At 46.3% G+C, this 15,707-nt stretch carries 8 protein-coding genes and 1 pseudogene; all 9 read right to left on the bottom strand.

Features of this window, described 5'->3' with window-relative positions:
• Positions 1-11: 11 nt before the first annotated feature.
• Positions 12-1,532 (bottom strand): tetratricopeptide repeat protein, encoded by a 1,521-nt coding sequence (locus ACTS3T_RS05330; protein ID WP_377963263.1) that lies wholly within the window; start codon positions 1,530-1,532, stop codon positions 12-14.
• Positions 1,495-3,366, bottom strand: a complete 1,872-nt coding sequence (locus ACTS3T_RS05325) for a tetratricopeptide repeat protein (protein WP_377963261.1) — start codon at positions 3,364-3,366, stop codon at positions 1,495-1,497. Before ACTS3T_RS05325 ends, ACTS3T_RS05330 begins: the two co-directional genes overlap by 38 nt.
• A gap of 228 nt (positions 3,367-3,594) precedes the next feature.
• Complete coding sequence (locus ACTS3T_RS05320; protein ID WP_377963259.1) at positions 3,595-5,010, bottom strand: tetratricopeptide repeat protein; 1,416 nt, start codon at positions 5,008-5,010, stop codon at positions 3,595-3,597.
• On the bottom strand, positions 5,007-7,232 hold the full coding sequence (locus ACTS3T_RS05315; RefSeq protein ID WP_377963257.1) for a tetratricopeptide repeat protein: 2,226 nt from the start codon (positions 7,230-7,232) through the stop codon (positions 5,007-5,009). Before ACTS3T_RS05315 ends, ACTS3T_RS05320 begins: the two co-directional genes overlap by 4 nt.
• A 63-nt stretch (positions 7,233-7,295) precedes the next feature.
• The gene (locus tag ACTS3T_RS05310) at positions 7,296-8,870 is read right to left on the bottom strand and encodes a tetratricopeptide repeat protein (protein ID WP_462934838.1); all 1,575 of its coding nucleotides are present in this window, start codon (positions 8,868-8,870) and stop codon (positions 7,296-7,298) included.
• Positions 8,871-9,052: 182 nt separating this feature from the next.
• Entirely contained in the window at positions 9,053-10,231 is a 1,179-nt protein-coding gene (locus tag ACTS3T_RS05305) for a tetratricopeptide repeat protein (protein ID WP_377963253.1), read from the bottom strand.
• A 218-nt stretch (positions 10,232-10,449) separates the two neighbouring features.
• Positions 10,450-12,201 carry a tetratricopeptide repeat protein gene (locus tag ACTS3T_RS05300; protein WP_377963321.1) on the bottom strand — a complete coding sequence of 584 codons (1,752 nt, stop codon included), beginning with the start codon at positions 12,199-12,201 and terminating at the stop codon, positions 10,450-10,452.
• An 81-nt stretch (positions 12,202-12,282) separates the two neighbouring features.
• A complete protein-coding gene (locus ACTS3T_RS05295; RefSeq protein WP_377963251.1) occupies positions 12,283-14,874 on the bottom strand; it encodes a phosphorylase family protein in 2,592 nt (863 codons plus the stop codon).
• A gap of 139 nt (positions 14,875-15,013) precedes the next feature.
• Positions 15,014-15,563, bottom strand: a pseudogene (locus ACTS3T_RS05290) (IS1 family transposase); the annotation flags it as partial.
• Positions 15,564-15,707: the final 144 nt, after the last annotated feature.

The raw sequence follows: 15,707 nt of genomic DNA, 5'->3' as shown, positions 1-15,707 counted from the left end.
CTTATCCATCATCACTCTTCAAATAAATAGGGTCTGAGCTTTGCGATCGCCTCTCCACCTTCGCTGTCCTGAATCGCTACCAGATTGTTCTCTAGCAGTGCGCTATATGCTTCAATGCCCACTTCATAAGCAATCTGAATAAGTAATCCCATTACTGCCTGTACCTGAGGGGCTCGCAGTTTATCGAAAAGGAGCAGGCTATTTAGTAAATGGGAAACAGCAGTATCAAATTGCCCTGATAAGCGGTAAGCGTCTCCAAGATTGCACATAGCAGCTGCACATCCCCAAGTATCACCTAGTTCCTGAGTGATTTCTAGGCTGGTTTGCTGGCATCGAATTGCCTCCTCGTATTGTTCCAGACACGTGTAGGTGTTGCCCATGTTGCTTAGAGCGTAGGCTTCGCTTTGGCGACTATACAGCTGACGAGCCAGGGAAAGCTTTTGCTGCAGGTACGTCAAGGAGGCATCAAAATCGCCTAAATCTTTGTAGATGGTACCGATATTTCCTAACGCTTTTTCCTGTCCTTCTAAAAAGCTGATTTCCCGAGAGATCTCAAGCTGCTGTCGATAGTAATGAAGAGCTTCCTGAAGGTGGCCCAAGGCCGTGCTTACGTTCCCAAGGCTTCCTAAAGATACTGTGATCGCCTTCTTATCACCAATCTGAGTAGCGATGCGCAAACTGCTCTGAAGGAGGTCTTTAGCATTTTCATAATCCCCCCGAAAGTAGTGAGCAACTCCTAGGTTTTCAAGCGCATTAGCTTGTCCATCCAGGTCTTCTGATGCTAAAGCAATCTGGAGATGTTGTTGATGATAGGCGATCGCATTTTCAAAATTGCCCTGCAATCTTTGCAGTACGCCTAGGTTGCCTAGCAGTTTGCCCTCTCCTCTGCTATCTCCTACTTGACATGCCAGCGAAAGGGCCGCCTCATAGCAGGTTGTTGCAGCAGAGTATTGTTCTACGGCTCCATAAACGTTGCCCAGATTGCACAAGGCGTTTTGTTCGGCAATGGGATCTTCTAGTTGAGTCGCTAAATCCAGATGCTGAGAGTGATATTCGATGGCTCTTGAATAGTTTCCGATGCTCTGATAAGCCAACCCCAATCCATTCAAGCAAACCATCTCTGCTTCTGGAGAGCAATGACCTGAAAGTTGGGTGTATATCTGAGTTTGTGTAGAATAATGACCCCATCTCCCTATCTGGAGATGTAAGGGATCAACCTGCGAATTGTTGGACTCCCGATCTACAACATTGATACGAAGCAACAGAATTTGAGTGGCTTTCTCCCAAGCAGCAATCGTACACAAGTGGTGAAATGACTCTAACAACCCTTGTACCTGTTCGAGGTTGTGGGCTTTGGCCTTCGGCTGATATCTAGTCAACCAGTTTTTGATAGCTCGATGATTCGCACGCTCTAAAGAGGCAGGACGTTCGCTAGGTAGGTTAGAAATTGAAAGATTTAACTGCGACAAGATGGCTTGCCCGGCTTGAGCAAGGTCATCTGTTGTCAGGATCACCTCTCTCTGGCTGTTCATTCAATAGCCTCTCTTTTAATACTTGACAGTCCTGAGCGAGCGGAATTTCCAATGACATAGCAATAGTCTGGGCGCGATCGCAGTATTCGATAGCTTGTTCGGAATGTTTGAGACTGCGGCTGATGCCTGCCATGTTGAAGAGGGTCAAAGCCTCCAGATAGTGAGTTCCTGTTTCCTTGAAACACGCTAGCGCTGCTTGCAAATGTGCCAGGGCATTATCGTGCTGTTCCCTAATTTCCAAATCAGCTGCAACATTGTAGAGCGCCTTTCCCTCCTCGTGACGATTGCCAATGGCTTTAGCGACTGCTAGCCCCTGTCTATGGAATGTAATGGCCTGGGAATAGTCTTCAAGCTCATAGGCTAAGCTACCAAGCTCAGCAAAGGCTCTGATTTCAGCGTTGTGATCGCCTAGCTGCTGAACCAGGGACAAATACTGTTGATGGGTGACGAGTGCCTGTTTGTAGTCTCCGAGAGAAGTCAAGGCATGGCCCAGGTTATTCAAAGCTGCGCTTTCTCCCCGGAGGTCGCTGAGCTGTTGAGTAATTGATAGCTGCTGTCGATAGCATTCAACAGCTTGGTCATAGTTTCCTAAAGCGTCGTAGGTAACACCTAAGTCCCAGAATGCTCCTCCCAATTCTTGAGAGTGTTGATCAAGCGTCTGTATAAGTGATAATCGGCGCTGCTGGAAGTCAAGTGCTCTGTCGTATTTCTTCACTCGAAAATAGATTCGCCCCAATGAATCTAACACTTGAAGTTCTATTTCCTGGTTTGGGGTATCCCGAACGATTTCGAGAAGTTTCTCCGCACATTTAACGGCAAGATCATATTGCTCTATCTCACGATAAGCACGGCTCAGGTGAATAAGTGTCTGAGCGGCTCTTGCAGGATCTTGAGCAAATTTCAGATGTTGCTCACCATATGCGATGACGCGGGGATGGCTTTGCATGGATGCACTGCAATCGCACAAATTCTTTAACGCCTGCTCCTGTGCTACATGGTCCTGAATTTTTTGGGCTTTTGCTAAATGCTGCCTATGGTAGTCAATAGCTTTTTCCGGTTGATTTAAGGCCCAGTAGGTTGCCCCTAAACTGCCCAGGGCGTAGCCTTCGACTTGTAGATAGCCAATCTCCCGAGCAATTCTGAGGCAGTCTTCAAGTACAGAAATCGCCTCTTCATATGCACCGAGCGATTGATAAGCATTGCCAAGATTGCCCAAAGCTTTCATTTCACTGGGGAGATCGTCAATCTGCTGAGCGACTTCTAGGCGCAACTGCTGGTACTCAACCGCCTTTTCATAATTACCTGAAGAATAGTACGCGATCCCCAAATTTCCTAAAGCGTGTCCTTCACCAAGAGGATCTTGTAGTTGTTCCGCAATAGAGAGACTCCGTTCGTGAAAATCAATGGCTCTGCCATAGTCTCCTTTACTGTGGTAACTCAATCCTAGATTGGTTAAGGCGTTCATTTCGCCCTGGGGGTCGCTGATTGATTGAGCGATAGATAGACGCTGCTCTCGACAAGCAATTGATTCTTCAAAATTACCAATGTTGTAGTGCAGGACCCCTAGATTCCCGAGAGATCGACCTTCCTCAAGGCGATTGCCAATCTTCTGTGCAATTGCCAGGCTTTGTTGATGACAAGCCAATGCTTCGGGATAGCTGCCTAGATCAGCATAGGCATTCCCCAGTCCCATCAGCAGAGTGGGCCTCGATTCAAGGGTGACATGATGTAGCAGCTTAGTGTATAGCTCAATTTGGGTCGAATAATAGCCCCAGGTTGCCAATTGATTGTGCAATTCTTCAGCAGTTGTGGTGTTAAGCGGTACTTGAAACACACTGACGCCTGAGGCCAAGCTTCAATCTCACACAAATGGTGGAAAGCCTCTAGATATCCTTTGACCTGCTCTAGTTTGGCAACACCTATGGGAGGTTGATACTTTCCTAGCCAATTTCTGATCGCTGTGAAGTGAGCATGTTTTGGAGAGTGTCTTTGCTGAATGCCTTGAGAAACTAAAGAAGTTTCAATCTCATTAAGGAGTTTTCTACCGGGTAAGGTCAAATTGTTAGGGGGCATTGTGGTTTTGGGGGAGACTTTTGGCTGCTTCTTCATGCTGACCAAGAGCGTAGTAAATGATGGCTAAATTGCTCAAGATGCTGTCCGTGCTGGCCTGATCTCCAAGGGATTGGGCAATACTTAAACTTTGTTGGTAATGATCAATTGCCTGATCACCGTCACCTAGAGCATAGAAAATTCCTCCCAGATCTCCTAATGCTCTCTTCTCTCCTTGTAAGTCACCAATTTTCTTGGCAATGATTAGGCTTCTTCCGTAACATTGAATTGCTTGTTGATATTGCTCTTGGGCTGCATAGATGCTGCCCAGATTCCCGAGTGCTCTGGCTTCTCCCTCAAGATCACCGATATTTTCAGCAATCGCCAAACTGCGTCGAACATAGTCCAAGGCTTGTTCATATTCCCCTAGAATCTCGTAGAGACTGCCTAGATTTCCTAAATTCAGTCCTTCCACAGCGCGATTACCAATTTCTTTGGCGACTTCTAAGCTCTGCTCAGAGCACGCTACAGCCTCTTCATACTGTTCCAATGATTCATAGACAGTGCTGAGGCTTTCTAGTGTTGAGCACTCCCCAAAACGATCTTCAAGCTCATGAGCAATCGCTAAACTGCGTTGTAAGAAATCAATGGCTTTTGGATATTGCCCTATCGCTTCATAAGTATTACCTAAGTTACCCAACGCCCTGCCTTCTTCGTAACGATCACCAAGCTCTTTAGCAAGGGTTAGACTTTTTTGATAAGAGGCGATGGCTTGCTGGTATTCTCCTAACGCTTCATAGGTATTCCCTAAATTGCCTAACGTTGTTGCTGCCATTGGGCGGTTGTGGGTTTCTTCTGCAATTGCCAGAACTTGAAGGTGATGGTCTAGGGCTATTTGATACTGGCCTAAGTAAGATAGAGCATTGCCTAGATTACCCATGGCTCGAACCTGCGCTTTTCGATCATTTGTTTGTCGGGCTATTTCCAAACTTTGTTGGTGATAATTAATTGCTTTTTTGTATTGCCCCAACGAGCAGTAAACAATTCCTAAATTATCTAGCCCAATTACGTCCCATCCTGACTCCAAATTGCCCAGCAGACTTTCATAGAGCAAAAGACGTTCTTTTTGATATCCCCAAGTTCCAAGCTGATGGTGCAGTTTCTCATGGGTAGGAGTGTTACAGCGTAGATCGATGATCTCTTTTGCTTTAAGCCACTCCTCAATCTCGCAGAGATGATTGAAGGCCTCTATCCCTCCACGAACTTGTTCTAAGTTAGTCGCATTCTCTTTGGGAGAATACTGGGTCAGCCAATTCACAACAGCCCGGTAGTGCGACCGTTTTGAAGATGGTTTGATGGTTTTAAGTGATCCCAGGTCGATGTCTATCTTCTCAAGAACTGAAGTGCCGACGGGGAGAACACCTTTCATATTTCAAACTCCTCTCCTTTCGACTTCTCCTTTAGCAGGCTCTCCTTAAACTCTTGGCAGTCTTGAGCCAACGGAATTTCTAGTTCTGCCGCGATGCTCAAAGCGTGATCGCAGTACTCCAAAGCAGATTTTTCCTCTCCAGCTGAATGATGTAGGACAGCCAGGTGTTGAAATGTACGGGCTTCAGTGGCTTTAGCGCCAATCACCTGGACAATTATGAGGGCTGAGCTGAGAACTTCGAGGGCGTCGGAGTATTGCTCCAGCTTAATCAAGGTTTCTCCAAGGTTGGAAAGTGTAGTTCCTTCACCCCATTTGTCGCCAATCTGTTGTGCGATCGCCAGTGCTTGGTGGTAAAAATGTACGGCTTCACCGTAGTGACCCAACTCACTGTGGGCATTGGCAAGGTTCACCAGCGCCCCTTCTTCAGCAGGCTTTTCACCGAGTTGACGAGAAATGTTCAGATCCTGCTGGTGATAGATGATTGCTTGAGCATACTCTCCCAACTCGTGGTACACATTACCCAAACATCCCAGGGCAGCGCCTTCTCCAGCGAGATCGCCTAGTTGTCTTGTAATTTGTAGGTTCTGCGTATGAAATTCGATGGCGCGGGCGTATTCTCCCAGGGCAGCATAGGCATTGCCTAGACCTTCTAGCGCTCGGCCTTCGCCTGGCAGGTCTTCGAGCTGATGAGCTAGCGTCAGGTGCTGCTGCGAGTAGTCGAGGGCTTGAGAATAGTCACTCAGCCGTAGATAAGTGTTAGCTAGGTAGCCCAGGGCGTTACTCTCCCCTTGGCGGTCGCTAATCCGACGGGCGATCGATAAAGCTGCTTGATAGTGCTCAATGGCTTCAGAGTAGTTTCCTGTAGCTTGAAATACGTTGCCCAGGTTACTAAGGGCTTGGTTTTCTTTTGAAGGATCTTCGATGCGTCGGACGATCGCAAGCTGCTGATTTAGATAATCAAGCGCTTCGCTGTAGTTTCCCTGCAGATAGGCCATGACACCCATATTCCCGAGGGCTAGTCCAATGCCAACGGCATCCCTAATGGCCTGGGCTATCTCCAGCTGCTGACAATAATAGTTTGCTGCCTGTTGATACTGCCCCAAAGAGCCATAGGCGTTGCCCAGATTACCGAGGGCATGAAGTTCACCTTGGCGAGACCCTATTTGCTGGGCCAGGATGAGATGCTGCTGGTGATAGTCAATGGCAGATGGATAACGCCCTTGGGAAAATTGGATGTTGCCTAATCCTCCCAAGGCATTGCCTTCAGCTGCACGATCGCCCGTCTCCCGAGCAATTTTTAGTCCCTTTTCAAAGGCTGCCTTTGCCTGAGCGTAGCGATTCAAGGCGTAGTAGGCACTCCCCAATCCGGCCAGAGCCGAGGCTTCTCCTTGGCGATCGCCAATTTGCTGGGCTAGGGTGAAGTGCTGTTGGTGGTGTTCAATCGCGACCTGATATTGTCCGAGGGAATGATAGACGCTACCCAGATTGCCTAGGGCAGTCCCCTTTTGCTCAAGGTCACCAATTTCAGTGGCAATCTCAAGATGCTGGATGTGATAGTCAGCCGCCTTTGCGTAGTCTCCTTGGGATTCATAGATATTGCCCAGCGTGCCCAACGCAATGCCTTCGCCTGCTTTTGTCCCTGCCTCTCTAGCAATATCCAGCCATTGCTTTTGATAGGAAATGGCCTCTGTATAGTTGCCCAAGGCAAAATGAGCTCCACCCAGACTACTTAGGGCACTGCCCTCATCGAAGCGATCACCAATTTCTCTAGCAATTTGCAGGCTCAGCCGGAAGTACTCAATAGCGACTGCAACATCTCCTTGAGAGAGATAAGCGGTACCTAGGAAGTTATTGAACATCCCGTTCCACCTAGGATTGAGATGTCCTACCAGGCGACTGTACAAGCTGATCTGTTCTTGATAGTGGCCCCATAGCTTTAACTGGTAGTGGGCCAACTCTTGGGTGGGACTGTTGAGTCGGGTGGAGATGAGAGCAGCAGCTCGTTCCCATTCCTCTATCTCACAGAGGTGGTGAAAAGATTCCAGGTAGCCCCGGATTTGTTCAAGGTTGGGGGCTGACGGGGATGCTTGGTATTTAGTGAGCCAGTTGATGATGGCGCGACAGTGGGTCCGCCTAGTTCTGGGCCGAATGGCGGTAAGGCGGATGGCTTCAATGCCGAGTCGGGTTAGGACTGGTTCACCGTCGGGAGCGATGGAGGACATAGAGATATAAATCTACTGGATCTAGTATGCCGTCGCCGAATGCTCCTGAATTTAAGATGGGTGTTATTGAGAGGCAGTTCCTGACCGTTCATTCATCAGCTTTTCCCTGAGATCCTGACAGTCTTGAGCTAGTGGAATGCCTAAATCTGTCGCAATAGAGAGGACACGATCGCAGTACTCCAAAGCCATCTCATATTCTGAAAGTTTGCGGTAAACAGCCGCCAGGTTTTGCAGAGCCACAGCTTCGATATAGCGAGTCTTCAGCGGAATGGCAATTTCTAAAGCCGCCTGTAGTGAGGCAATGGCCTCTGAAGACTGCTCTGTACGGATAAAGATGGCCCCGAGATTACAGAGAACGTTGGCTTCGCTTCGGCGGTCGCCAATTTCTTGAGCAATTTTTAGTCGTTTCTGGTAGTACTCAACCGCGTGATGATAATCACCTACTGCGAAGTAGAGGTTACCTAAACTGCCTAGAGCAACTCCTTGACCTGACTTATCGCCAATGGCTTCACTGATATCCAGAAATTGCTGATAGTAGTCAGCCGCCTGGTCATAGTCATTGAGCGAGTAAAAAGCGTTACCTAGTGCGCCTAAAGCTGTGGCCTCTCCGTCTCGGTCTCCAATATCTATCGCAATTCCTAGATGTTGCTGGTGATAAGCGATCGCGCTGTCGTAGTTACCGATGGCATCATAGAGGCTACCCAGGCTACTCAACGAGGCGGCCTCACCTTTTCGGTCCTGAATACTTCGGGCAATCGCTAAACTACGCTGATGCAGTTTGATCGCTTCGTCGTATTGCCCTAAATAAAAGGCAATGTTGCCAAGGTTTCCCAAACTGCTACTTTCACCTCGACGATCGCCAATGGCTTTGGCGATTTGCAAGCTCTTTTGCTGGCACTCGATGGCTTCGGCATAGTTTCCCATGCTGCTATGGGCTAAGCCTAGATTGCCGAGAGCTTGGCCTTCACCTAATTGATCATCGATCTGGCGGGAGATGTCCAGACTTTGCTGATGACATTCAATCGCTTGCCCAAGATTGCCTAAGTTTTGGTGGGCTAAGCCTAGATTGCCCAATGCCTCTCGTTGACCTCGGTAGTTGTTGATGTCTTGGGCGATCGCTAAATACTGCCGATGGTAATCAATGGCCTTTTTGAAGTCTCCAAGAGCATCGTAAGCCAGTCCCAAATTCCCCAACGCAGCACCTTCAGCGCGTCGGTCACCAATTTCTCGAACGATTGCCAAACTTTGCTCAGAATATTGAATCGATTGGTGATAGTCGCCTAGAAAGTAGAAATTGAGTCCCAGATTGCCAAGGGCCAGTCCTTTACTCTGGCGATCGCCCGTAGTCTTTGCAACTTCCAGATGTTGGCGTTGATAATCAATAGCAGTGTGGTAATCGCTGAGGGAATTGTGCAGGTTACCTAAGCCGTTGAGCAGAGTTAATTCCCATTCAGAATCTAACTTGCCGAGCAGTGTGGTGAATAGATCACGATATTCGCGGTAATAGCCCCAGATATTTAGCTGATTATGAAGTTGCTCATGAGCAGGTGTATTGAGCCGAATCGAAAGAATTTTGCCTGCAGCTTCCCAGTTTTCGACTTCGAATAAGTGATGACAAGCTTGCAAATAACCGCTCACCTTCTCTAGGTTCGAAGCGCTCGGAGATGGATTATGTTTAGTAAGCCAGTTGATGACGGCTCGGTACTGAACTCTCTGCCAGCGTGAAAGCTGGCTATGCCTCAGGTTGCCCTGATTGATACCTATCTGGTTCAACAGGAGTTGGCTAGGAGGCAGTAAATCCTCTGGGGGTATCATTTTCCTTAGCTCCTTCTCTGAGCCAACATCTGCCAAATCCTGGACAGCCATAAAGCAAGATATGTCAGCGTTAGATTGACTCGGGCAAGAAAGATTCCTGGGCGATCGCTAATACTTTGCGTAATTTTGAGGGCTTTACGATGATAATCAATGGCTTGTGTATAGTCTCCCATATAACCATACACAGAACCGAGGTTGCCTAGTGCAATGCCTTCGCTCACTCGCTCTTTTGTATCTCGAGCGGTGGATAGGCTTTGCTCTAAGCACGATATTGCTTGGTCATACTGTTTAGTTCTTCGATGAAGTTCTCCTAAGCAGTTCAGGGCGATTGCCTCTCCAGAAGGATTTTGTAATTCACGAGAAGTTGCTAGATATTGCTGAAAATAGTCTGTTGCTTTGGCATAGTTTTTGAGATAACCATTAGCATTGCCCAAGTTCGATACTGCTTGAGCTTCGAGGACACGATCACCAATCTGAAAGGCCAAATCACGGCACTGTTCCAAGTAACTGATGGCTTGAGAATATTGCCTTCGATTACCGCAAACATTTCCTAATCCTTTTAGAGCTCTAGCTTTTTCTGGAATAAGATTTTCTTTTTCAGCAATTTTGAGGCTGTCTTGAAAATAAATAAATGCTTGTTTGAATTTTCCTATTCCCCCACATGCATTGCCAAGACTTGTTAAAGCATTAGACTTTCCTTGCATGTTATTGATTTCGCTTGATTTTTCCAAGGCTTGTTTGGCAAAGGAAATCGCACTAGAATAATTTGAAAGATGACCATAAACATTGCTTAAACCAATCAATGCCAATAAGTTCAAGCTAGCTAGAATATTATCCCTATTAACTAACCTAGAATAAATCTCTAGCTGCTCACTATAGTGCCCCCAGATTTCGAGCTGCTGATACAGTGCATATTTTGTATTGGCAATTTTTTGGGCTGGAGCAGATAATATGACTTCGCAACCCCGCCATTCATTTAATTCACAAAGATGATAAATAGCTTCTAGAGATCCTCGAACCTGTTCCAAGTTAGAAGCATTCTTAGGAGGTTCGTACTTATCTAGCCAATTAATTACAGCTCTATAATGGATGCGTTTCCAAGAAGACCAATTAGTTCTATCAGCTCTCTGAAATAGCTCAATCTGTTGAATAACTGATTCGCAAGAAAATGAAATCTTAACCATTATGTTTCAATCCTAGAAATCCTCCTGAACCAGCAAGGTAGATACAAGTTTCACTTATTAGATTGCCGCCTACTATTACTTGGAAGAGTTGGAGGACATACTTTACAACTTGCATCCAAAAAATATCCTGTAAATATTTCATAATCAATAGTTTTCTTGCGAAATCTGATATAAAATAAAAATAGACTAATTTGCTTTTCAATATTTACTATTAGGGCTTACTCGAAGCTATCCATAATGGTTCTCTGTGATAAGACATAATGCACAAGACTGATAGAAGCTGCGGCTGCTAATGGCTGATGCTTGTCATTTTTTCTTCCATCTGCCCAATCACATATTGCCTTTACTAAAATCCAAGGTTTCTTGAGTGAATTGGCCGCATGGCAAAAGCCTATTCCTTCCATTTCTCCACCTTTGGCATGTGGAAATCTTTCGAATAAATTGGCCTTAAACTCTGCATTATCTATAAGTTTTTCTCCAGATAAAACAGGGCCAGGAATTAACTCGCAGGGAGAACCGTCAGGACGATGAAACTGCCATTCATAGGCCTGTTCAAATAGGCTTAAAAAATTTCTACTGCTAAGTGGTCGAGTTCCTCGATCTACAATGCCATCTAGCCCAACACGGTTGACCTCATAGTCAATGATTTCTGTGGCAACTAATACATCAGCGATCTTCTGATCTTTTGGGCTTTTTCCGAAAGCAATTCCGACCATAATTATGGCTTTTGGATCCCATAACTCTATGGCTTTCTGAGTGACAAAACCTGCACTTCTCTCATCACGTGTACCCATACGACATTGAGTGACTACTGTTGCATATTGACCAAATCTTCCGAGATAATATTGTCCATGCTGAGTGTAGACCCGACAAGGTAATGAACTATTATCAGGATCATCTTCTAGCAAATGAACTACTGCTTTGAGCTCTATTGAAGTAGCAGTTACAACAGCGAACTCTGCCTTGAAGCCAGAAGAGTCTATGGCTTCTCTATCAACCTCTGGTATCTTAGGAAAGTTTTCATGATACCAATCTTGCTCTTCAAGAGCGTATTCCTGTTCAGTAAGCTCTCGTTTCTTTTTTAGGACTCTTTGAATGTCATCCTCAAGAGTATCAGAAAACCAAATCTTGTATGACAACGAAATAGCAAGGGCGTCTTCATAGTATTTCCGGGCAATATCGAAATCAGTGGCCTCATGAATTTTTGCAAGTTCTCTTAATCCTAAAACCTTTAGATAAGGATTCTTATCAATAATGCGTATTGCATAATGCAAGTCTCCCATTATCGTTTCTATTTCTTTTTTGTCAAAATCGTTACTCTCTAAACTTAGTTTCTCTCCATGCAGAGAGTTAAATCTAATAATTGCTTCAGCTTCTTTGGCCTGCAAGCTAAATCCTCTTGCAATATTTAGAGACTTTTGATAGTGATCATTCGCCTCTCCATAATCTTCTAGTCTATGCTTGTTCAGCCCAACGCAAAGATGTGTGCTACATTCTATTTCTTTTAACTCAATACTGTCTTCTAAGCCTTGTAAAACTTCTTGACTTCGCTGTTGAAATTCAATTGAGGTTCCATAAGAATTCATAAAATAGTAGCAAAACCCTATATTATGATAAGCAGATGCTTCGCTCAACTTGCTCGCGCCGCTTTCTGCTATTCTAAGCTGTTGTTCATAATATTTTAGGGCAATCTCATGTTGACCTAAGTAGCTGAAATTGTCGCCTAATTTAGCCAAGATAAGCGCTCTCAAGGAAGCCAAAGCGCTTTCCAATTCTTGAACTTTACAGTTTCGAATTTGGTATAAAAGCTCTAATGCTTGTAAATACCTTTCTGTAGCTTTTCCATAGTTTCCCTCATACTGATCTTGATTGCCCAAATTGACAAACCGCTCTACATCCTTTTGTGTCGAGGATACTTCTCTAGTTTCTATGCTATTTATTTCAGCAGGATCGCTATGCGGAGAATCCATTTTAGGCAAAACTTTAATTTTTCAAAACTAATTACTTGAGTCAAAGGCTTTTTGGCAAGATTGGATGGCTATACGAAATTCTCAACTATCCAAGGTCATTAGATTCTCTAAGGAGACACTACGAATTAAATTATGCTGTCTCAATAAGTATTGGTTTCGATCAATTAGCTCCTCAACTAGATACCGATCTCGCAAAGCGTCTAAAGCTGCCCTTTGTTCATCTTCATCTCGATCCCAATCTTCCAAATGGCTAAGCCAGAAATCTTCGGGAACAGCACAACGATAAACTGAGGTTTCGCACAGCATGATATAGGCCCACTGGGCATCTTCTTTTAAGCGAGCAAAGGTTTTGTCTAGCCGTGATCGCACATTTCTTCTCAAGGTCTTGGTAAATCGATCGAGCTGAAACTTATCCATGCCAGTTGACTGACCTTCTTGGGCCTGAGCGATCGCCTTCTCGACCTCCTCAACCTCGTTGCCGTATCGGTTCCAGTATGCAGTCACATTGCCGTCAAAAGGTCTGTTCTTGATTTCTCCAGCAATTACTCGCAAGGCTAAAGGGTGTCCCTCATAGGCGGCCCCAATACGCTCTAAGTAAGGTCTACCTTCCGAGTTAGGGGTGACATCTAGCTCTATTTTTTCGAACAACGCAATCTGCTCGGGTCTCTCTAGTCCGCTCAAAGGTTGGCAGTACCAGAAGTTTTGCGTTCGTGTCCCAATTGCTTCAATCTGTCCAGGCAAATCTTGAGATGTCAGGATAATGCAGCTCTGACAGGTGTCTGCCTTCAAATAACTCTCGAAGAATTTGACCCACCATTCATCCTTAAAGTCATTCCAGCCCTCTTCCTCATTCCCCCGCAAGATGTTCTCTAGGGAGTCCATCTGCACCAGGTAGCGGTTCTCACAAAGGTGTTTAACCAGTCGGTATGATAACCGCTGAGGATCTTTGCGATCGTCAGGGGTGATTAGTTCTCCCCATTTCTCTAGCCAGCGGGCAGCAACACTGGCAAAGTCTGAAGACTGCTGCTCATCATCGAAGTTCTCTTGCTGAAAATAGGACCAATCTCCGTTAAACCAACTTTCGAGCTCTACCGCAAGCCGTTCACCCAGAGCGGTTTTGCCGATTCCTGTCATGCCTACCAGAATGAGCAGGCGGCAGGATTCTCGAATTCGATGACTGAGGTCTTGGATTAAGTCCGTTCGTCCAACCCATCGATCATCCAGAGCAAAGAAATTTAAGGGGCGGGCTTGAAGTTCTGACAAATCTTCGTTGATAGAAGGCTGCGGTTCATCCAGAAAGAGCTGTTTGCGATCGCGGGGGGGTAAAGTTCGTAACTTTCCTAATTGAGGTTTGCGAGTGATGGGTTGATTCGTCAAACGGCGGTAGAGTTGCTCGTAGCCATCTGCTGTATCCAGTCTGTAGACAGTCGTGCTGCGAAGGGGGTTTGGAACGACTTCAACATCTTGAGCATTAAAGGTGACAGGGATGAATTTGGAATTCACGCCCTGAGCATCATAAAGCTCTTGAATAATGACACCACCTTCCCAGGTGACACCCTTGCCTTTGCCTATCTCTTCCTGGCCCCGAAACCGGCGGTTGTACACCTCTGTACAAACAATCAAGACATGCTCTGCGGCTTCAACCTCATCCAGCATCCACCGCTGCCAACCTTTTGCTGGAGGGTTTTCGTACTGGTCAATATTGGCATCGATTCCGTCATCGCGAAGGCGATCAGCTAAGGCTAGCACTCGTTCTCTATGTCCTTGAGAATCATGGCTGTAGCTAATGAAGACTTTAGGTGGTGCCGCTTCGAGATCTATGTTTTGAGCCGAATCAGGTAAGTTGAGCGATATGGGAGTTGCTTGAGGTGAGGGCGAACTAGATTGACTAGCGGTTGTTGCAGTACTAGACAAGCGTTCAACAGTATATTTAGCCAACACCTCGAAGGCGAAGGCGCTGGCATGGCGTGAAGCTCGTTCCTGCCGTTCTTCCTCGTTACCTTGCTTGGGATCAACTGTATTCTTGTCCTCGATCAAATCGGAAATGCCACGAATCACAATTGATTGGATATTAGGGTAGGCAAAGGCAGCACTTAGAAACCCAAATCCTTCCATCTCAACAGCGATCGCGTCGTTATAGCTACTCCTCAAAAATTGATATAAATCTGACTCCCTGGAGGCAATCACCTTTTCACCAGCAGCTATCGGAGCTACAAAGACACTAGGTTGAGATTCCAAGCTATTGGAGAGCCGGTGTAACCAATCTCCTTTTCTCTTTTCTGACTTGGCCCTCTGTACTAGAGCATAGGTGGACTGACCTACCGTCGGGCGAGTGAAAAATTGGCTCTCTACTTTGCCTGATTCGTATCCATAAACCTTGGTTGCTGCGACGATGTCACCGATCGCGACGTCTTTAATGCCTCCAGCAATCCCGACGAAGAGGAGGACATCAGGCTTGAAGTAGGCGATCGCTCTTTCTGCCTCAACAGCCGCTCCGGCATTCCCGGCTCCGACCTCAGCAATCCCAACTTCCCATACTTGGTAGTCGGCAGAAAATCTCCCTCTCTCATAGATGGTTCCTTGAGGATGCATCTCTTCCTGTAGCTCAGTGAGATGAGCCCGGACTGCTAGGTACTCTATGGGAAGGGCCGTCAGTATCACAGCACGGGGCATAGGTGAATCCTCGGAATGGCCAAATATCTACTATTTTGGCTACTGGCTTAGAATTTGCCCAGACTCTAGAGAATTTATTTGACTTCGTTCAAGAAGTTGGGCTTTAGGATATAGCGAGTAGTACTCGAGTGCTGGCCTGTTAAGAGGGCATGAGTTCAAATCCTCTGCTATTGAGGAGTTCGAATATTGTTAGCCTTGAGCAAACCCCCATCTGCATTGCTGGTGCTGTCTTTCTGCCGAGACCCCAGTGAGGGTTGACCCAATTATGGATTCAGCCTCTATACATCTAACATCCACTGCAAACCGGATCGCTTTTTCGCGTAGAGGTTCTCTCGTCTTCAATAAGCACTACATAGTCTCCTCAATGCAGCATTGTGAGACTCATTGTGATTAGCGTGGACCTCCCTGAGCGAACTGATAGCGATGAGGGGATGCTCTACTTTGAGCCACTCAACCCGTCTCTGGCCCTGAGAACCCTTAATCTTCATGGCCACCTCTGGCCCTTCTCGCCAAACCTTTCAATGACCATAACCAGGATATACGTCTCCCAATCTAAGGTAGACACTGGCTAGTTTCCATAGCTCCTAATCATAGCGCCGCTCACCGTCTGTGAACCACCGGATGCCATCACAGCCTTTGGCCCTTTCCCAAACTGCTTGGACGCCGAAGGTGAACAACGATGCGTCCTTATGAAGGATACTCATTTTGGGTAGAAGTTCAGGTGAACGGGGTAGTGACGGACTCCTGCATCTTTACCGCTGGCCCGTGCATAGACATGGAGAAACTTTGGTCTTTAGAGCTGAAACGCTTTGCTGAAGGTTACGGCTCCAAGC

The organism is Almyronema sp., from assembly GCF_052168255.1.
In the GTDB taxonomy this organism is placed as follows: domain Bacteria; phylum Cyanobacteriota; class Cyanobacteriia; order Phormidesmidales; family Phormidesmidaceae; genus Sphaerothrix; species Sphaerothrix epifaneia.
Note: the sequence above shows the minus strand (reverse complement) of the source record. Positions and strands in the feature narration are given on the sequence as shown.